This is a genomic window from Halomonas sp. hl-4, from assembly GCF_900215475.1.
In the GTDB taxonomy this organism is placed as follows: domain Bacteria; phylum Pseudomonadota; class Gammaproteobacteria; order Pseudomonadales; family Halomonadaceae; genus Vreelandella.
In genome coordinates this window covers 2,907,223-2,925,991 of record NZ_LT907845.1, presented here as the reverse complement: position 1 = coordinate 2,925,991, position 18,769 = coordinate 2,907,223, and the positions used below count along the sequence as shown (strand labels likewise).

General features: G+C 56.3%; 22 protein-coding genes. 16 read left to right on the top strand and 6 right to left on the bottom strand.

The genetic code is table 11. The annotated features are described in order from the left end of the window. Positions 1 to 160: 160 nt before the first annotated feature. Complete coding sequence (locus CPH17_RS13900) at positions 161 to 655, bottom strand: PAS domain-containing protein (RefSeq protein ID WP_096299932.1); 495 nt, start codon at positions 653 to 655, stop codon at positions 161 to 163. Positions 656 to 1,106: 451 nt separating this feature from the next. Here CPH17_RS13900 and CPH17_RS13895 point away from each other — a divergent pair, with 451 nt between their 5' ends. Further along, entirely contained in the window at positions 1,107 to 1,418 is a 312-nt protein-coding gene (locus tag CPH17_RS13895) for a hypothetical protein (RefSeq protein ID WP_027337574.1), read from the top strand. Between the two features lie 46 nt (positions 1,419 to 1,464). Here the strand turns inward: CPH17_RS13895 and argE are convergent, their stop codons facing one another. Beyond that, on the bottom strand, positions 1,465 to 2,643 hold the full coding sequence (gene argE / locus CPH17_RS13890; protein ID WP_096299930.1) for an acetylornithine deacetylase: 1,179 nt from the start codon (positions 2,641 to 2,643) through the stop codon (positions 1,465 to 1,467). Between the two features lie 202 nt (positions 2,644 to 2,845). On the opposite strand from argE, the gene ugpB reads away from it, so the two are divergent. The 9 genes from ugpB to CPH17_RS19980 all read left to right on the top strand — a co-directional run bounded on the left by ugpB (position 2,846) and on the right by CPH17_RS19980 (position 10,368). Then, positions 2,846 to 4,171: a sn-glycerol-3-phosphate ABC transporter substrate-binding protein UgpB gene (ugpB, locus tag CPH17_RS13885; RefSeq protein ID WP_096299928.1), complete on the top strand. Its 1,326-nt coding sequence runs from the start codon at positions 2,846 to 2,848 to the stop codon at positions 4,169 to 4,171. A gap of 67 nt (positions 4,172 to 4,238) precedes the next feature. Continuing rightward, positions 4,239 to 5,123 (top strand): sn-glycerol-3-phosphate ABC transporter permease UgpA, encoded by an 885-nt coding sequence (gene ugpA / locus CPH17_RS13880; RefSeq protein WP_027337571.1) that lies wholly within the window; start codon positions 4,239 to 4,241, stop codon positions 5,121 to 5,123. Between the two features lie 22 nt (positions 5,124 to 5,145). After that, a complete protein-coding gene (gene ugpE / locus CPH17_RS13875; RefSeq protein ID WP_027337570.1) occupies positions 5,146 to 5,988 on the top strand; it encodes a sn-glycerol-3-phosphate ABC transporter permease UgpE in 843 nt (280 codons plus the stop codon). A gap of 1 nt (position 5,989) precedes the next feature. Continuing rightward, complete coding sequence (locus CPH17_RS13870) at positions 5,990 to 7,045, top strand: sn-glycerol-3-phosphate import ATP-binding protein UgpC (RefSeq protein WP_096299926.1); 1,056 nt, start codon at positions 5,990 to 5,992, stop codon at positions 7,043 to 7,045. A 121-nt stretch (positions 7,046 to 7,166) separates the two neighbouring features. Next, positions 7,167 to 8,396 (top strand): RNA polymerase sigma factor, encoded by a 1,230-nt coding sequence (locus CPH17_RS13865; protein ID WP_074397777.1) that lies wholly within the window; start codon positions 7,167 to 7,169, stop codon positions 8,394 to 8,396. A 78-nt stretch (positions 8,397 to 8,474) separates the two neighbouring features. After that, positions 8,475 to 9,320, top strand: a complete 846-nt coding sequence (locus CPH17_RS13860; protein WP_074397778.1) for a YciI family protein — start codon at positions 8,475 to 8,477, stop codon at positions 9,318 to 9,320. Beyond that, the gene (locus tag CPH17_RS13855; protein WP_074397779.1) at positions 9,317 to 9,706 is read left to right on the top strand and encodes a YciI family protein; all 390 of its coding nucleotides are present in this window, start codon (positions 9,317 to 9,319) and stop codon (positions 9,704 to 9,706) included. Before CPH17_RS13860 ends, CPH17_RS13855 begins: the two co-directional genes overlap by 4 nt. Next, positions 9,703 to 10,071 carry a DUF1428 domain-containing protein gene (locus CPH17_RS13850; protein ID WP_074397780.1) on the top strand — a complete coding sequence of 123 codons (369 nt, stop codon included), beginning with the start codon at positions 9,703 to 9,705 and terminating at the stop codon, positions 10,069 to 10,071. Before CPH17_RS13855 ends, CPH17_RS13850 begins: the two co-directional genes overlap by 4 nt. A gap of 153 nt (positions 10,072 to 10,224) precedes the next feature. Beyond that, positions 10,225 to 10,368 carry a hypothetical protein gene (locus CPH17_RS19980; RefSeq protein ID WP_156524135.1) on the top strand — a complete coding sequence of 48 codons (144 nt, stop codon included), beginning with the start codon at positions 10,225 to 10,227 and terminating at the stop codon, positions 10,366 to 10,368. On the opposite strand, the gene CPH17_RS13845 is transcribed toward CPH17_RS19980, so the two are convergent. Continuing rightward, positions 10,354 to 11,019, bottom strand: a complete 666-nt coding sequence (locus CPH17_RS13845) for an SDR family oxidoreductase (protein WP_096299924.1) — start codon at positions 11,017 to 11,019, stop codon at positions 10,354 to 10,356. The genes CPH17_RS19980 and CPH17_RS13845 overlap by 15 nt on opposite strands. 128 nt (positions 11,020 to 11,147) lie before the next feature. Here CPH17_RS13845 and CPH17_RS13840 point away from each other — a divergent pair, with 128 nt between their 5' ends. The 3 genes from CPH17_RS13840 (at position 11,148) to CPH17_RS13830 (ending at position 14,380) form a co-directional block, all read left to right on the top strand. After that, complete coding sequence (locus CPH17_RS13840) at positions 11,148 to 12,311, top strand: glycosyltransferase family 4 protein (RefSeq protein WP_096299922.1); 1,164 nt, start codon at positions 11,148 to 11,150, stop codon at positions 12,309 to 12,311. Next, positions 12,274 to 12,813, top strand: coding sequence for a phosphatase PAP2 family protein (locus CPH17_RS13835; protein WP_074397783.1), 540 nt, complete (start codon positions 12,274 to 12,276; stop codon positions 12,811 to 12,813). Before CPH17_RS13840 ends, CPH17_RS13835 begins: the two co-directional genes overlap by 38 nt. 115 nt (positions 12,814 to 12,928) lie before the next feature. Then, on the top strand, positions 12,929 to 14,380 hold the full coding sequence (locus tag CPH17_RS13830; RefSeq protein ID WP_096299920.1) for a sodium/glutamate symporter: 1,452 nt from the start codon (positions 12,929 to 12,931) through the stop codon (positions 14,378 to 14,380). Positions 14,381 to 14,416: 36 nt separating this feature from the next. Here the strand turns inward: CPH17_RS13830 and CPH17_RS20400 are convergent, their stop codons facing one another. Continuing rightward, complete coding sequence (locus CPH17_RS20400) at positions 14,417 to 14,542, bottom strand: hypothetical protein (RefSeq protein ID WP_269457706.1); 126 nt, start codon at positions 14,540 to 14,542, stop codon at positions 14,417 to 14,419. 771 nt (positions 14,543 to 15,313) lie between these two features. Here CPH17_RS20400 and CPH17_RS13825 point away from each other — a divergent pair. The 3 genes from CPH17_RS13825 to CPH17_RS19975 all read left to right on the top strand — a co-directional run bounded on the left by CPH17_RS13825 (position 15,314) and on the right by CPH17_RS19975 (position 16,243). Next, complete coding sequence (locus CPH17_RS13825) at positions 15,314 to 15,445, top strand: entericidin A/B family lipoprotein (protein WP_096299918.1); 132 nt, start codon at positions 15,314 to 15,316, stop codon at positions 15,443 to 15,445. 7 nt (positions 15,446 to 15,452) lie between these two features. After that, complete coding sequence (locus tag CPH17_RS13820) at positions 15,453 to 16,001, top strand: YqiA/YcfP family alpha/beta fold hydrolase (protein WP_096299915.1); 549 nt, start codon at positions 15,453 to 15,455, stop codon at positions 15,999 to 16,001. Positions 16,002 to 16,066: 65 nt separating this feature from the next. Then, positions 16,067 to 16,243 (top strand): DUF6435 family protein, encoded by a 177-nt coding sequence (locus CPH17_RS19975; protein WP_156524136.1) that lies wholly within the window; start codon positions 16,067 to 16,069, stop codon positions 16,241 to 16,243. 26 nt (positions 16,244 to 16,269) lie between these two features. Here the strand turns inward: CPH17_RS19975 and ntrC are convergent, their stop codons facing one another. Together ntrC and glnL are read right to left on the bottom strand one after the other, a co-directional pair. Beyond that, positions 16,270 to 17,697, bottom strand: coding sequence for a nitrogen regulation protein NR(I) (gene ntrC, locus CPH17_RS13815; protein WP_074397787.1), 1,428 nt, complete (start codon positions 17,695 to 17,697; stop codon positions 16,270 to 16,272). Further along, the gene (glnL, locus tag CPH17_RS13810; protein ID WP_074398582.1) at positions 17,694 to 18,752 is read right to left on the bottom strand and encodes a nitrogen regulation protein NR(II); all 1,059 of its coding nucleotides are present in this window, start codon (positions 18,750 to 18,752) and stop codon (positions 17,694 to 17,696) included. Before glnL ends, ntrC begins: the two co-directional genes overlap by 4 nt. Positions 18,753 to 18,769: the final 17 nt, after the last annotated feature.

Genomic DNA, 18,769 nt, shown 5'->3' with positions numbered 1-18,769 from the left:
AGTTCCCAACCATCCGCGCTTCCACGTCACGCCTGGCGCGCCCATTAAATTTCCTCATCTTGCTTAGCGCCATTTCATCTACTGGCAACATACCGATAATGGGTGGTTTCGACCATTCTGTTTATTGGCAGGTATCCCAGGGACGACCGTTCTGTTAGTTCTAATGGTCTTTTACGTCATTCAACTTCTGCATCGCCTGTTCCAGCTCTGCCAGCGCTTGTGCTCTCTCTTCAGCGGCTTTCTCCGCTGCCTGACGAGCATGAATCAGTTCGCTTTCCAGACGGTTCTTACGTTTTATCGGCAGCAGCGAGATTTGCGTGAGGCGCTCGTCATCAACGATTAGTCTTACAGCGCAACACAGCACCGGAATATCCTCATGGCGGGATGAACGCAGAACTAAATGTACTTCATCAACGCGTCCCATAGTGGCCATGCGAAACGCAAACAGCCCCAGGTAAACGGCACGCGAGGCAGGGTCAAGAAGAGTGCTGGCCGGATGGCCTATAAGTTCGGAGGCAGGCTGCCCCATCCATTCGGCTAACTGGGTGTTACAGGCATAGATAAGCCCCTGGGCATCGACCACTAGCTGACCGGTGGGCGAGTGTTCCCACCAGCTTTCGCGAGCGGTTAAGCCTGGTGGGTTAGTGGCGGGCATAAATCAACACGGCTCATTGAGGTGCCTTAATTATTGAATGGGTAACAGCGGCAATATTACTCAGTGTGCGCCCCAGAAGTTCTGGGTGAGTCAGGCGGGTAATGCCCCGGAGCAGCGTCGTCGATGCATTGTGATGCCCGCGCTGCGTAATGTTAAATCGCTCAATGATGGTCGATGATGGTCGATGATGTTCCCATTTGGTACCTCTTGAGGCACTAAGTCAGTTGTTTTAATTAAATATAATGAGAAGCCAGCCATACTAAAGAATGGCGGCACTAAGCCGCGCTTGGTAACAGCCTACGCTATACAGGCCGTTGCGTCTCGACGCTTATTGCGGTTTTGTTTCGAGTTACACCACAAGTTCGGTATAGTGGTCTTGCAACAACATCAGACAGACGGAGTACGAATCACGATCGATCATTCTTTCCAAATTGCAGTGGAGGTTCTCCCTATGAAGGTCTACAAACCGGAATGGCAGTGCACGTTTAGCGTAAACGAAGGCGCGGAAGAATCAGCTAGCTGGAAAGAGAGAATCGCGTGGCGTCTCAGGGGGTTCGCGGATCGGCTAGAAGGCGGCGGTCGCACGATAAAAATCGATTATCGCGTGACGCCAACGATTAGTTCGCATGAAGTTGATACCTGCTTAGGTAAAGGCTTTGAAGTGACCCAGCGCTTGCTGACGCAACTTGCGCAGCAGCAAGCCTGTGAAGATGTAATGCGCCATGCCAAGGCTGAGCTCTATGTAGAAGATCATCAGCATTGACAGGGTAACCTCGTCCCACCCGGCGCTATGCGGGGTGGGACCCTCATTACTCGCCATGACGTTCTGCGGGCTGTTCCAACGCAACGCTCATGTCAGTTAAAAACGCCAGGCAATCCTCGAGCTGGCGGCGTTCAACGTACTCATCCGGCTGATGCGCCTGGGCAATGCTGCCCGGCCCCAGGATCAGCGTCTGCAAGCCCTGCCCCTGAAACTGCCCTGCCTCGGTCGCATAGGCCACAGCGTGGTCGCAGCACCCTGCTGGCAAATGGTCTTTGGCCAGGCGCAGCACCCGATCATTATCCCGATCTGCCAGCCCGGGCACCGTGACGTTCAACGGCTCGGTGGTCATCTCGACGGTCTTGCCCTTGGCCTGCAGCTCAGCGCTTAGCTGCTTGCAAAAGGCATCAAAGCGGGCGTAGATCTCATCGAAAGTGTCGGTGGGCAAATGGCGGATCTCCCACTCGAACTGGCATTCTCGCGCCATGATATTGATCGCAGTACCGCCCTTGATCTTGCCCACGTGCAGGCTGGTATGCGGCACGTTGAACGCTTCATCGACCCGGCCTTCCTCGACCAGCGCCGCCATGGTGTCTTCGATAAAGGTCACCAGACGCGCGGCCACATGAATTGCCGACGTTCCCTGATTGACCTGACTGCTGTGGGCTTCGCGGCCAATCACTGTGGTGCGCAGGTTGGTGGCGCCCTTTTGCGCGACGACCGGCTGCATGCTGGTCGGCTCGCCGACAATCACGTGGGCCGTGGTGGAGTAATGCGTGTAGAAGCGCTCGATCAGGCTCGGCGCCCCCACACAGCCGATTTCTTCATCGTAGGAAAACCCCAGATAAATCGGCTGCTTGAGCGGCGCCTTGACCCATTCGGGCACTTTGGCCAGGACGCAGGCCAAAAAACCTTTCATGTCGCAGGTGCCGCGTCCATAAAGCCGCCCATCACCGCCATCGCGCAGGGTGAAAGGATCGCTCGACCACGGCTGCCCCGCCACCGGCACCACGTCGGTGTGCCCCGATAGCATGACGCCGCCCGGCGCCTCGGGGCCGATGCGGGCGATCAGGTTGGCTTTTTGGCCACACGGACTCATCACCCGCTCGGCCTCGACCCCGTACGTCGCCAGATAGTCTTCCACGTAGCCGACCAACGCCAGGTTGGATTCACTCGAGGTGGTATCAAACGCTACCAGCTTTGCTAACAGTCGCTCTGCGTCGCTCATCGCGCTCTTCCTGTGATTATTTAGCTTGTCCTCCAGCCTATCACCCTCGCCCTGAGCCGCCTACTCACCCTCTACTCACCGTCATCAAGCGTTCATGTGGCGTTCACGCAAACGTCATCTACACTTTCTACAGTCAATGTGACCAAAAATTTCAACAATGCATTGCCCTGCCTGATTGCATTCAGGCCCACAAGGAGATGTCATGCCACGCTTTACGCTGCAAAGCCTCGCCGTGGGTGTAGCCACTGCTAGCCTAAGTTTGTCTGCCAACGCCGCTACTGAAATTAGCTGGTGGCACGCGATGGGCGGCCAGCTCGGTGAAATTCTCGAAGAGATTACCGAGGACTTTAACGAATCCCAGGACGAGTACCGCATTAACCCCAGCTATCGCGGTAACTACTCGGAAACCATGACGGGTGCCATCGCCGCATTCCGCGCCAACGAACAACCGCATATTTTGCAGGTATTCGAAGTGGGTACCGGCACCATGATGAGCGCGGAAGGAGCTATCTACCCGGTTCACGAGTTGATGGAAGAGCATGGGCGTCCCTTCGACCGCGAAGCGTTCTTACCCGCCGTGGTCGGCTACTACACCGACACCAACGGCAACATGCTGTCGTTCCCGTTTAATTCCTCAACGCCCATCATGTACTACAACCGTGAGGTGTTCGAGGAAGCAGGCCTAGACCCCGACCAGCCACCGGAAACCTGGCAGGAAATGGAAACGGCAGCGGAACAGATTCTTGAATCCGATGCGGCCGAATGTGGGTTTACCACTTCCTGGCCTAGCTGGGTGATGCTTGAAAACTTCTCGGCCATGCACAACCTGCCGCTTGGCACCAAGGAAAACGGTTTTGGCGGGCTCGACACCGAGCTCAACTTCAACAATGAAACCGTCGCCCGCCACTGGGACAACCTTAAAACCTGGGAAGATGACAATATCTTCCGCTGGGGTGGACCAGGCGCTGGCGATGACGCCGAACCGCTGTTCTATTCCGGCGAGTGCGCCGTGTTCTTTGGCTCGTCATCCTCGCGTGCGGATGTAATGGCCAACGCCGAATTCGACGTCGGTTATGGTATGCAGCTCTACTACGATGATGTTGACGGCGCGCCACAGAACTCGATTATCGGCGGGGCCACCCTGTGGGCACTGCAAGGCCACAGCGATGAAGAATACGCCGCGATTGCCGCGTTCTTCGAATACCTCTCGCAGCCCGAGGTCCAGGCCGATTGGCACCAGCGCACCGGGTATCTGCCGATTACCCAGGCCGCCTGGGACTTGAGCAAAGATGAGGGCTATTACGAGGAAAACCCCGGCAGCGATATTTCGCTTAAGCAGATGACCCTCAACGAGCCCACGGAAAATTCCAAAGGCCTGCGCTTTGGCAACTTTGTGCAGATCCGTGACCGGGTATCAGAAGAGCTTGAAGCGGTGCTGTCCGGCGACAAAGATGGGCAAGAAGCTGTTGATGACGCCGTTCGCCGGGGTAACGATTTACTGCGCGACTTCGAGTCTTCCAACCAGTAACGCCAACGCCAACATCGCCGCCTGCAGAAACTGCGGGCGGCGATGCGTTGTTTGATGTGAGCTGCCCATGCAAACCAAACGCATGACTTTTCCGGGCCATTGGTTGCCTTACGCCCTGCTCGCCCCCCAGGTCATTATCACGCTGATCTTTTTTATCTGGCCAGCGGGTCAAGCGCTTTATCAGTCGCTACTTCGCGAAGATGCCTTTGGCATCAAGACCACGTTTGTAGGCCTTGAAAATTTTGCCCGGCTGTTCCGCGATGGCGATTACCTTAATTCGCTCTCAGTGACCGCCGTCTTTGCGGTGGGCACCACGCTGATATCGATGGGGCTGGCGCTGCTGATGGCCACGACGGTCAACCGCATGATTCGCTCGCGAAGCACCTACACCACACTGCTGGTATGGCCCTATGCGATCGCCCCCGCGATTGCCGGGGTGTTGTGGTGGTTTATCTTTAACCCCTCGATAGGCATCGTGCCCTACCTGCTGGATATGGTCGGCTACCGCTGGAACCACCGCACGTCAGGCAACGACGCCATGATGCTGGTTATCTTCGCCGCCGCCTGGAAGCAAATTTCCTATAACTTCCTGTTTTTCCTCGCCGGTCTGCAGTCGATTCCACAGTCGCTGATTGAAGCGGCGGCGATTGACGGGGCCAGTCCCTTGAAGCGTTTCTGGACCGTGGTATTCCCGCTGCTGTCGCCCACCACCTTCTTTTTACTGGTCGTGAACGTGGTCTACGCAATGTTCGATACGTTCGGCATCATTCACGCCACCACCGAAGGTGGCCCCTCTCAGGCCACCAATACGCTGGTCTATAAAGTATATGCCGATGGCTTCGTAGGTCTGAATCTGGGCTCATCCGCCGCTCAATCGGTGATCTTGATGGCCATTGTGGTCGTGCTGACCATTATCCAGTTCCGCTTTATTGAGCGGCGCGTCAACTACTGAGGCTGCCCTCTGGAGTATTGTGATGGTAGAAAACCGCCCCTGGAGCAATTTCTTTGCCCATACGATTCTGATTTTGGGGGTCGCCCTGGTGATGCTGCCGGTTTACATCGCCATCGTCGCCTCGACCCAGGAGCCCGGTGAATTTTTACGCGGCACCCTGCCGCTGCTGCCTGGCGGGAACGGCATCGATAACTACACCACCATGTGGCAAACCGGCATTTCCCGCGCCGGGGCGCCCGCAGCGGGCACCATGCTTCTCAACAGCGTGATCATGGCGCTGGCGATCACCATCGGTAAGCTATTTATTTCGATTTTATCGGCCTTTGCGATTGTCTATTTCCGCTTTCGATTTCGGGTGTTTTTCTTCTGGCTGATTTTCATCACCCTGATGCTGCCGGTTGAGGTACGCATTCTGCCCACCTACCAGGTGGTCGCCGATCTCGGCATGCTCAACAGCTTTGCCGGCCTATCCATCCCGCTGATCGCCTCGGCCACGGCCACGTTCCTATTTCGCCAGTTTTTCATGACCGTTCCCGAGGAAATGCTCGAAGCGGCGCGCGTGGACGGCGCAGGCCCGCTGAAGTTCTTCAAGGATATTCTGTTGCCGCTGTCGACCACCAACATCGCTGCGCTGTTCGTCATCATGTTTATTTACGGCTGGAACCAGTACCTGTGGCCGCTGCTGATCACCACTGACGCCGATTACTACACCATCGTCATGGGTATCCAGCGCATGACCGCCGAGGAGAATCCCCAATGGCACCTTATTATGGCGGCGGTGGTCATGGCGGCGTTACCACCAGTGTTAGTCATTCTATTTATGCAACGCCTGTTTGTGAAAGGCCTGACCGAGACGGAGAAATAAGATGGCGAGTATTACCTTGGAAGGGCTGAAGAAGACCTATAGCGGTGACGTTCAGGCAGTCAAAGGCGTGGACCTTGAGGTGCATGACGGTGAGTTCGTGGTGCTGGTAGGGCCATCAGGCTGTGGTAAATCCACCCTGCTGCGCATGGTGGCGGGGCTTGAAACCATCACCGAGGGCACGCTCAAAATCGGCGACCGAGTGGTCAATAAGCTCGAACCCGCCGAGCGCGATATCGCCATGGTGTTCCAGAACTATGCGCTCTACCCGCATATGACGGTGTACAACAATCTCGCCTATGGGCTGAAAAACCGCGGTTTTAACAAGGACGAGATTGAAAAACGTGTGCAAGTTGCCGCCGAAATGCTTGAGATAGAAGAGTTTTTGGATCGCAAACCGCGCAAACTCTCCGGCGGCCAGCGCCAGCGGGTGGCCATGGGCCGTGCGCTAGTGCGCGAACCCGCCGCCTTTCTGTTCGACGAGCCGCTTTCCAATCTGGACGCCAAACTGCGCGTGCAAATGCGCGTGGAGATCAAACAGCTACAACGGCGCCTGAAAACCACCAGCCTATATGTCACCCACGATCAGCTGGAAGCCATGACACTGGGCGACCGCTTGGTGGTGCTGAACGCCGGTCAGATCGAGCAAGTGGGCACGCCCATGGAGATCTACGCACGCCCCGCGACCATGTTCGTGGCAGGCTTTATCGGCTCACCGGCCATGAACATGGTGCCGGTCGAGTACCTGCACGCTCGCGGCGCCAACGGCCTGCTGGATAACCTGCCCGAGGGCACCGACATCGTCGGCATTCGCCCGGATGACATGCACCTGGCCCCGCCGGCAGGCCAGCATTTAATCGTTGAATCAACCCTACAGTTATTTGAAGCCGCCGGTGCCGAAAGCCATCTATATGTGAACCTTGCCGACAGCGACCAACCCACGGTGATTCGCGTATCCGGCCAGCCGCCGGTCGCCGAGGGGGAAACGCTGCGCTTTTACGTTACCCGCGACGCCTTACACCCCTTCAACAGCACCACAGGGCAGCGCACCGGGGATTGAGTCCGTCAGTTCAGGGAAATAGTCAGTCAACAGGGTCATCATAGGCTACGTTTGAGAAAGTGAAATTGACGCCTAGCTGATTTTTTAACCCTGTGTGAGGACCACCCATGGACTTTCGGCCATGAGTATCGAGCCTTCTGCCCTCGACTCGCTGTATCGTATTTACTCCCGGCGCGTTCAGGCGACGTTGATTCGCCTGTTGGGAGATTTCGAGCTTGCCGAAGAAGCCATGCAGGACGCTTTCGTTGCGGCTGTCCAACAATGGCCCGTGAGCGGTGAGCCTGACAACCCCCAAGCATGGCTGATTCGTACCGGCTATCACTGTGGGATTGATCAAATTCGTCAGCGCAGCACCGCCCGCCGACGGGCCCACATGCTATTGCCTATTGAAGAGGCGTTGGAGATCAACGATGCCGCTATTGAAGACGACTCGTTGCGGCTTCTCTTCACCTGCTGCCATCCAAGCCTGAGTATAGAAGCCCGCATTGCGTTGACCCTACGCGAAATGTGCGGGTTGACCACCGAGCAGGTGGCCAGCGCACTGCTGATGAAACCCACGACGCTGGCCCAACGTATCGTACGGGCCAAACGTAAAATTCGCGATGCGCATATCCCTTATACGGTGCCTGCCCAGAAAGAACTCCCCGAGCGCCTACCCGATGTGCTCCAAGTGATTTACCTAGTTTTCAACGAAGGCTACTCCAGCAGCATGGGCACTGCGGTGGTCGATATCAGCCTGGCCCGCGAGGCATTACGGCTTGGCGCTGAGCTGGCAAGACTGCTGCCACGGGGCGAAGTATTTGGGCTAATGGCGCTGATGCTGCTCAATAATGCCCGCCGGGATGCACGTCAAAATAGCGCCGGCGAGTTGATGACGCTGGAAGCCCAGGATCGCCGCCTATGGCATCAAGAGGAGATTGCCACCGGCATCGAATGGCTAGAACAGGCATTGGCATTAACACCGCTCGGCTACTATACCCTTCAGGCCTCGATTGCCGCCGTGCATTCCAAGGCCAGCCGCGCCGATAAGACCGACTGGGCACGCATTGTGAGGCTCTACGATGCCCTATGCCGACGCTTTCCATCGCCAATCCTGACGCTGAACTACGCCGTCGCCATTGCCATGAACGGTGCTCCCGATACCGGCCTGAAATTACTCGACGACATCGCGCATCATCCGCAAATCAGCCGCTATCATCTATTTTATGCCGCTAAAGCAGATTTACTGCGTCGCCAAGGTCAGCATGAAGCCGCGCGCAGTGCCTATCACCAGGCGCTGCAATTGGCCACCCAGGCCCCAGAAAAGCGCTTCCTAATCAGCCGCTTGGCCGAGCTGGAAAATTCACCATAAAAAAGTGACCGAGCCTGTCGATTTATGGACACACCAAACGTCTAGAGAGTATCTACCATCACATTAAAAGGACTCTCAATGAAATTCATGCTGATACGCCGCGCCGATGCCAACACCGAAAATGGCGCTATGCCATCTCAGGACATGCTCGCCGCCATGGCCGCTTATAACCAGCGAATGACCGAGGCAGGCGTGTTTTTGAGCGGCGACGGCTTACATCCGACCAGCGAAGGGTGCCTGATCCGTTTCGAGAATGGTGAGCCCACCCTCATCCCCGGGCCGCTGTCTCCAGCCAGTGAGCGTATTGCCGGTTACAGCGTGCTCGAAGCCCCGTCCCTGCAGGCGGCCATTGAGTGGGCCCAGCAGTGGCCCACCCAGGATGCCGATGGCAACGTCACCCTAGAGCTACGGCGTTACTTCTCACTGGAGGATTTCGAGCCCGGTGCTGGTCTCGAGCAGCACCGTACCCTCGCTCGTGTACCGGATGCCATGAACGTGCACGTCGCGTTTCCCGGCACCTGCCGTGAAGCCATGCAGTTCTATGCCGACGTGACCGGCGGGCAGCTGGAGTGCCTGTTGACCTATGCTGAAACACCCGCCGCTGAACACTCACCACCGGAACTCCACGACCGCATCATCCATGCATCACTGAACCTACGGGGTCGTCGCTTAATGGGCGCGGATATGGCGGGTGACTGCTATACACCACCCCAAGGGGTAGAGGTTCAATTGGAGTATCAGGATATCGAGCAGGCCGCCCGAACCTTTGCCCAGCTAGCAGAGGGGGGAAAGATTACCATGCCGTTCGAAGCGACCTTCTGGTCACCAGGGTTTGGCATGGCCACCGACCGCTTTGGCATTCAGTGGATGATCAACGTATCGACGGAACACTGCCCACTGGCAAGTGAAGGAGGTAACCCATGAAGTACGTTGCGCTGGTGTATTACCAGGAACAACTCATCAACGCCATGAGCGAACAGGCATGGCAAGACCTTAATCAGGAGTGCATCGCCGGGGTAGAGCGTCTGAGCGCCAGCGGCCACTACCTGGCCGGGCAGCCATTACAACCAACGGAGACGGCAACCACCGTACGCGTGCGCGATGGCGAGACGTTAATCTCCGATGGCCCCTTCGCAGAAACCAAAGAGCAACTGGCAGGCTTCTATCTGCTTGAAGCCCACGACTTGAATGAGGCGCTGCAGCTGGCTAGCCGCATCCCACCCGCCAGGCTGGGTAGCATTGAGGTACGCCCCGTTCGAGAACTTCCCCCTAAAGCAGAACCAAAAAAAGAACCTGGAGAACAGCCATGAGCGAGCTTACACACCCTTATGTTGATGGTTTCGTCGCTGCCGTGCCCACCGCTAATAAAGCGGAATTTATTGAGCATGCCCGTGCCGCGGCCGTTGTTTTCAAGGAGCACGGCGCACTGCGGGTCGTGGAGTGCTGGGGAGACGATGTCCCCGAAGGAGAAGTGACCTCCTTCACCATGGCGGTCAAGCGCAGGGATGACGAAAGCATCATCTTCTCCTGGATAGAGTGGCCATCCCGCGCCGTGCGCGATGAGGCTATGCCCAAAGTCATGCAGGATCCGCGCCTAGAGATGGACGTTAACCCGATGCCGTTTGATGGCAAGCGACTCATCTTTGGGGGCTTTGAAAGCATCATTGATGAATGAAAACATGCATTAGCGCAGTGCTGTCAGTGGTCCAGCATGCCCTTGCATTGACCTGGGCCACTACGGTGAAAGCACAGCGCTAGGGCGGCGTTCATATCAATGTCATGGTTGACCGGTAGCGTGCCATTAAAGGCCTGACTAACGGTGACAATAATGGCTAACCAACCGCGAAAACCCCTTAGCGAAGAAGAAATTACTTACCTGGTCGAGCTGGCGAATGGCAATGCGCTAGCAAAACAGCGCAGGCGTGAGCGCAAGAACTCACGCCCACCCCGCACGCCCTCACCAGGGGAGTGACTCGCCATTGCTATGCCAAAACCCACCGCTAGTGTCGAGCGTTAGCGCGTCAATGCGGGCGGCGATGCCCAACGCGGCGTCTTGAGGGCTGATCAACCCCCCAAAGTTCACCATGCGCGTTTGCACATAGCCGGGATGCAACTGAGCCACGGCAATTCCACGCGGTCTCAAGTCCATCGCCAACGATTTGCCAAACGCATTGAGCGCTGCTTTAGACGCCCGATAACCATAACGGCCGCCCGAATCGTTATCCGCAATTGAGCCCATCCGGCTGGTGATATTGGCAATCTTACTGCCTTTGTTAAGGTGAGGTAATAGAGCCTGCGTAACACGCAGCGGTGCATAAGCGTTGATTTCCATTTGCTCGCGTATACTGTCGAAATCAATACTGCCCAGCGACTCATCGCGCAACAGGCCGGCATTGTTGATGAGCAGATCCAACGTCTGGCCCTCAAGCGCCCCGGCAAGCCTAGCAACGTCCTCAGGCTGAGTGATATCAATCCCCTCAACCACTTGATCGGCCACACGATCAAGTGCTTCTGAGGACTGCCGGCAAACCCCTAGCACTCGATAGCCCGCTTCAGCGTAGTGCTCAGCAAGTGCCAACCCAACACCCCGGTTGGCGCCGGTAATTAATACGGTGGATGTCATCGTCTACTCTCCATTCTCAGTGATTGGGTCATGAATCATCGCCTGTCATCGCTTATTCACCAGGCTGTCTCGGCTGTGTCATGCGCACCAGCCACACTGGCGCAAATGGATGAAAGAGCGAATGGAACATGCGGCTTTGCATCGTCAGCGAAACATGGGCTCCGGAAATCAACGGCGTCGCGCACACCCTGAGCCGACTCAGCCGGGAGCTGGCGCATCACCAGGTCGACATCGATGTCATCCGGCCGAAACCCGCTTGTGCGGCCAAAGCTCCCCTGGTCCGTGCTGAGTTACAGGTGCCCCGCTGTTCAATACCTGGCTACCGCGAGGTTCAGGTGGGCTTTTGTCGCCCCGCAACCCTGCGCAAGTTCTGGAAAGCGAATCGCCCCGATGTGATTTACCTCGCCACCCAGGGCCCGCTGGGCTGGTCGGCCCGCCAGGCCGCCCGGCGGCTGGGCATCCCTTTGGTCGCTGGCTGGCACACCAATTTTGACCACTACTGCGGCGATTACGGCGTCCCCTGGCTCGCCTCAGCGACCCGCCGCTACTTACGCTATTTCCACAATGGCTGTGGGTTAACGCTGGTGCCCACTCATCTTCAGGCCCGCCAGCTTCGCCAGCAAGGTATCAACGACGTTCAAGTCATGTCACGTGGTATCGATGGGGAGCGCTTCTCTCCTACCCACCGAGACCCTGAATTAAGGCGTAGCTGGGGGGTTAACGACCATCAGCCGGTGGCGCTGTATGTAGGCCGACTCGCCGCTGAGAAAAACCTAGCACTGCTACAGGAAACCTATCACGCCATGCGCAACGTTCGCCCCGACATGGCACACGTTATCGTTGGCGACGGGCCCGCGCGAGCTCAGCTTGAACATGCGCTTCCCGATGCGCATTTTACTGGCTTTATTGACCCCGACGCGCTCGCCCAACATTACGCAAGCGCCGACCTGTTTATCTTTCCATCGCTGTCTGAAACCTGGGGAAATGTGGTTAGCGAAGCCATGGCAAGCGGATTAGCCGTGGTGGCTTACCGCCACGCGGCCAGCGCCGAGCTGATTCAAAACGGCTACAACGGCATCACCGTACCCATCGACGATCCAGCGGCATTTTGCCAAGCCGCGGTGTCGTTATGTCAGCACCCGGCGGACTACGCAAAATATAGTCGCCTGGCCCGCTTGAGAGCACTTGAACAGAACTGGTCGGGCATCGCCCAGCAGTTCCTTCATTATCTTCTAAAGGCCCAGGAGGCTTATCATGCGACCCCGTCCCCTCGTCGTATTCGACCGTCTTGATTTGCTGGAATGGCAGTTTTGCCAGCGCGTGTCGCGTTTGTCGCTCTATCGTCCCTGGCGACTCACCCTGCAGGCCGCCAGCCGCTTGGGCGATTGGCCGATTTGGGTGCTGCTGATTATGGCGCAACCCTGGCTTCAGCCTAATGGTGCTTGGCGGGTCATGCAGTACACGGTGATCGCCAGCGTCGCCATAGCGATTTACCGATTGGTAAAAACCCGCTTATGCCGTGAGCGTCCCTTTATTACTTACGGTGCAGGCATTGAGTGCTGTGAACCGGCCCGCGACCGTTACAGTTTCCCCAGCGGCCATACCATGCACGCAGTGATGTTTAGCATCTTGGTGGCCGCCCACACGCCGTGGTTATTGCCTGTGGTCATCCCCCTATCGGTGCTAATTGCGATATCCCGAGTCGGCCTGGGCCTGCACTATGTCAGCGACGTGTTAGCGGGTGCCGCGTTGGGATGCGCTTTTGCCTTGGCAAGCCTCTATTGGATGGGGTAACCCCGACTGGTTTTCGCGTAAATAGTCACTAACCACTTTGGTTAATTCAACCCTGTCTTTTTGAATGCGCCCGCTTGGCGTTAATAGCGGTGTGCCTGCATCAAGGAGTGATGAGATGACTATGACGGTGGGTGAATTATTTATCGCGCTAGTCACCATTGCATTAGTTCTTTTAGCCAGCAATGCTCTGCGACTATGGCTTCCCTGGTTAAGACGACTCTTCCTGCCTAGCTCGGTCATTGGCGGCTTACTGCTGTTAGTGATGGGCCCAGATGTGCTGGGTCGCGTTCTGCCTAGTTTTTTTGAAGAGAGCCCTGGTCTGTTTCCTGCCTATGTGCAAGAGAGCTGGGCAGCGCTGCCAAGCTTGCTGATTAATGTTGTCTTCGCGGCGTTGTTTATTGGTAAAACAATCCCCGGTTTACGCACTATTTGGTTGCGCGCGGGGCCACAAGTGGTGGTCGGCCAAACAATGGCGTGGGGCCAATATGTTGTCGGCTTGAGCCTGGCACTGCTGGTATTGGTACCGGTGTTCAACATGAACCCCATGGTGGGTGCGTTAATCGAAATCGGCTTTGAGGGCGGTCACGGTACAGCGGCTGGCATGGCCGACACCTTTGAAGAGCTAGGTTTTGAAGAGGGGGCGGATCTTGCCCTGGGCTTGGCAACAGTAGGTATTGTAGCGGGGGTGTTGATTGGCACTGTACTGATCAATATTGCCGCGCGCCGCGGGATCATCCACCTTAAGGATGAGAGCCAGCACGCTGATGACCCGGACGAGCTAATGCATGAAGACGAGCGACCTTCCACTGAAGAGTTCAGCGAGTTCAAAAAAGATCTGGTGCAAGAGTCGGGTACGACGGACCCACTAAGTCTGCATATCGGCTTAGTGGGCATCGCCATTTTGATCGGCTGGCTAATTCTGTCTGGGCTACAGTGGATTGAGCAAGTCACCTGGGCTCGCGATGGAGGCTTAGAAGTTCTTGCTCACGTTCCTCTGTTCCCTATCGCCATGATCGGTGGCGTCATCGTTCAACTGGTGGTGATGCGGTTTGAGTTACACCGCCATGTGTCTAGCCGCACCATGTCGCGCATTGCAGGCACCGCGCTGGACTTTACCATCGTGGCAGCACTCGCCACCCTTTCACTCACCACCTTGGGAGATTACTTTCTCCCCTTCCTGCTACTCGCTGTAGCGGGGATTGCCTGGGGGCTATTCGTACTCATTGTGATTGCTCCCCGCGTTATCCCTGAAAACTGGTTTGAACGTGGAGTAGGTGATTTTGGCCAGTCAATGGGGGTCACCGTGACCGGCCTACTGTTGATGCGCATGGCAGACCCGAAAAATGAGTCTGGCGCACTAGAGAGTTTTGGTTATAAACAGCTGATGTTTGAACCGATTGTGGGAGGTGGGCTGTTTACAGCCGCCGCCTTGCCGTTGATTGCCGAATTTGGCGCCTTAGCCGTGCTTATTTTTGCCAGCCTGTTAACCGTAGGGTGGCTCGCATTTGGCTTACTCTATTTCGGGCGTATGGTGCCTGATCGCGGCAAAGGGCGCTGGAAGAGCTAAGACCTGGCCGTGATGGGATGAAATGGCGTAACAGCCTTACCATTGCGGTGGCAGGTCGTCTCGGTCATCCATCAGGGGGGTGAGCGTCGTCTTGATCGCCATGTACACCCCAACGGCGGAAAAAACTGAAAACAGCACAAACATGCCTAACATCAATCCCATGGTCATATGCTTGTCCCTGTGAGTCTGCGGCTTTACTGACGTTATTGACTTCGTCGTTGTTAACCGCTGATATCATTTAACTCATAGGATAGACCAAAACATACAGCCTAGCTGTACCAATGTTATGCGTCCAAGGGACAAACCGGCCGCAGCACGAAGATTGAGACGCAAAAAAACCACTTTGCCGAAACAAAGTGGTAATTTCGCATCGTTGCCATTCCTTGGCGTCGATGTTTAGCGCGTCCTGGCGCTAAAGCGGAGAGTGCCAATTCCTTTGAATGCTCCGTTATTTACCAAATGGCGTCCTGCCTTCCTTTTGATGTAACGACACTCTCCTCACCCGCTTTACCTTTCTACTGCTTTACTACCTTCTTACTGCGTTACCTTCCAACCTTACCTTCCAACTTCGAGCAACTTTCTTTAACGGCATTCTTTCACTACTCATTTGACCTGCAACTTAAATAACAGTGACATTGGATGCGAATAACACAATTTTTCATGACATCTCGCATACAAACCAAATAAAGCACGCCCCGGGCCAAACACGTCGATAAAAATTATTAATCTTTTAAAACATATACTTAGATAAAATAAATTAGGCGACCTGTCCCTCCCAGTGGCACACAAAACATGTAGCGTAATGGCACATGCGACAAAACAGCATGGTGATATGGCAAAAGAGGTACATACTAGCGGTGTCGCTAAATAGCTAACGTTTGCTAATCTAGCTAATACCCCACGAAGGGGTGACCCGCCTGAAAGGAGGCTTCTATGAAACGCTTGACGGCCCTTGGCATTATTAGCATTACCATCTTACTGTTAGTGAGCGGCTGCAACACCATGCGCGGTGCGGGTGAAGACATCGAGCAAGGTGGAGAAGCCATCCAAAAATCAGCGAGTTAACGAGATTATGCTAACGGTTTACCTATCACATGGTTTAGAAAGCGGCCCCGGCGCGCTAAAAATGCAGGCGCTAAAGGGCATTGCCGAAAAGCTCGACGACTGCGAGGCCGTCGTGATGGATTACCGTAATCAACCCGAGCCGCCACAACGCCTTCAGCACCTGCTGGCGACGCTTTCGGCCAGGGGAGACAACCCTGAGCGCTGTGTTTTTGCCGGTTCAAGCCTAGGCGGCTGGCTCAGCGCGGCGGTCAGTTCACAGCAGCCCGTCCTGGGCTGCTTTTTATTGGCCCCAGCACTCGGGTTGGCGCATTACCCCGAAACCTCCCCCACCCTCCAAGCCCATTGCACCCACATTATTCACGGCTGGCAGGACGAGGTAATTCCCCACCGCCCGGTTATTGAATGGGCTGAGCGGCAGCGCCTATCGTTGCGCATGGTGGATGATGACCACCGGCTCCACGAAAGCCTGGACACCCTACTCAGCGACTTCGATGCCTTCTTAACACGCTGCAGCGCCGTATTGCACGCCAGTACGATTGCTTGTTCTCGTCGCTAAGCAAAACATTCGACAAGCGCGCCCAATAGGTGTACAAAGCATGTACACACAAAAGGAGAGCGTCCATGTTTGGCCCATTTAAGCGCGACCCCAAAAAGAAGCTACAGCAAGCCTACGAACGCAAGCTGCAAGCCGCTATGGAAGCCTCCCGTAACGGCGACATGCGAGCTAATGCCACCCTTACGGAAGAAGCTAACGCTCTTCTCGCTGAAATTGAGCGTCTGAAGAAAGAAGGCGCATAGCGCCGGCGACTTTTATATGCCGGCGGCTACTCGTCCGCTAACGCGGGTAAGAGCGTTTTCAGCTTACGGGTAAGGGTATTTCGCCCCCAACCCAGCAATTCAGCGGCTTCCCCTTTGCGACCACCGGTATGTTTAAGGGCTGTCTCGATTAAAATTCGCTCAAAATCGGGCACTGCTTCTTCCAGTAGATGGGTATGCCCTTCTGCCAGCGCGTTGTCTGCCCAATCACGAAACGCGCTACGCCAATCACCGTAGGCGCTGGTTTCCGAGGCGCTAGATGAGCGCAACTCCGCCGGCAGGTCTTCCACCAGCACTTCGCGCCCCGAGGCCATCACCGTCAGCCAGCGACAGATGTTTTCCAACTGCCGGACATTGCCCGGCCAGGGCAAGCGCGTGAGGTGGGCTTCGGCTTCAGGGGTTAATACTTTGATATCGGTGGACAGCTCTTTGGCCGCTTCGGCCAAGAAATGACTCGTCAGCCGCGGAATATCCTCGCGTCGTTCGGCAAGCTTCGGCAAGTGAATGCGGATAACGTTTAGACGGTGGAACAAGTCTTCACGGAAGCGTCCATCTTCTACCAGTAACTCAAGGTTCTGGTGGGTGGCCGCGATAATGCGCACATCGACCTTCGTTGGCGTATGCCCCCCCACCCGGTAAAACTCGCCGTCGGCCAGTACACGCAGCAAACGCGTTTGCGTTTCGGCGGGCATATCGCCAATTTCATCTAAAAACAGCGTGCCACCATTGGCTTGTTCAAAGCGGCCCTGGCGCTGCGACGTCGCACCGGTAAACGCCCCCTTCTCGTGGCCGAACAGCTCCGACTCGATCAAGTCACGCGGAATCGCCGCCATGTTCAGCGCAATAAAAGGCTTGCCTTGGCGGGGGCTGTGCTGGTGTAGCGCCTCGGCAACACGCTCTTTACCGGTGCCTGATTCGCCGTTGATCAGTACGGTAATGTGCGAGTGAGAAAGCCGCCCAATCGCGCGGAACACCTCTTGCATGGCGGGCGCTTCGCCGATAATTTCCGCATTGAGCCCTTCTGGCACGCTGACCGGGCGCTGACGTTCACGGGCATGCGCAATGGCGCGGCGCACCAAAGCCAGGGCCTCATCAACGTCAAATGGCTTGGGCAGATACTCGAATGCACCGCCTTGATAGGAGGCCACTGCGCTATCCAAATCGGAGTGCGCGGTCATCACAATGACCGGTAAATCGGGGTGCGCCTCACGCACACGCCCCATTAAATCCAGGCCATCGATCCCCGGCATGCGAATATCAGTGACGAGTACATCCGGCGGGCTTTCGAGCAAGCGCGAAAGGGCTGTGTCGGCCCGTTCGATACATTCAACCTCAAGATCGGGTTGCGCCAGCGCGCGTTCAAGTACCCAGCGAATCGCGCGATCATCGTCAACAATGACGACCCGCGCAACATCATTACGGGCAGGCTCAGTCATGACGCTTCTCCGGTGGAATTAATAACCAATGGAATCAATAGACGAAATTCGGTGTGTCCGGGGCGTGAGTCGCATTCGATCAGTCCTTGATGTTGGTGCAAAATGGATTGGGCGATTGACAGGCCAAGCCCGCTACCTTCGGCGCGGCCTGACACCATCGGATAAAACAGGGTTTCTTGCAGCGCACTGGGAATGCCGGGGCCGTTATCAATCACGCCTACTTCGCTAACCAGGCGATGTCGTTCGGCTCCCAGGGTGAACTGGCGACGCGCACGGGTGCGCAGCACAAGCGTCGGCTGTTGAGTCTGGGCATCGCTCATCGCCTGCACCGCATTGCGCGCCACGTTCAATACCGCCTGGATCATCTGGGATTCATCACCGGATAAATCCGGCAGGCTGGGGTCGTAATCGCGTTGGATATCAACGTGTGGGTGCTCGGCGATCAACAGCGAACGAACACGTTCCAGTACCTTGTGGATGTTGACCGGCTCGTGCTTGACGATGTAGTTCGGGCCCAGCATGGAATCCACCAGATCCCGCAGCCGGTCGACCTCTTCTACAATGATGTGGGTATATTCGCGCAGCGACGGGTTGTCGAGATCGCGCTCCAGCAACTGCGCCGCCCCGCGAATGCCGCCCAGCGGGTTTTTCACTTCGTGGGCGAGGCCGCGGGCCAGTACCTTGATGGTTTCCTGGCGAGTGGTTAGCGCTTCCTCGCGGGAAATCTGCATCAGCCGATCACGCGGCTCGACCTCTAGCAATAACTCCGTCTCGGAGAGCGGCGTCACCGTATAATCGACGGTCAGCGTCTCACTATTCAGCGGCGTAATGCGCGCCTCGCGCTGGGTAAAGGGATGAAACGCATCCCGGGCCTTGGCCAGCACGTCATCAATGCTTTCATCACCGCCCAGCAGCCCGTCGAGGCTCATGCCTTGCACACGGCTCAGGCTAACCGCCAGCAACGCCTCAGCGGCGGGATTCATCCAGCACACGTTAAGCCGTCCATCCAGCAGTAGCACCGCCGTCGTAAGGTGTTCAAGTAAACGTTGGTGCATGGTGATGTCTTGCAAAG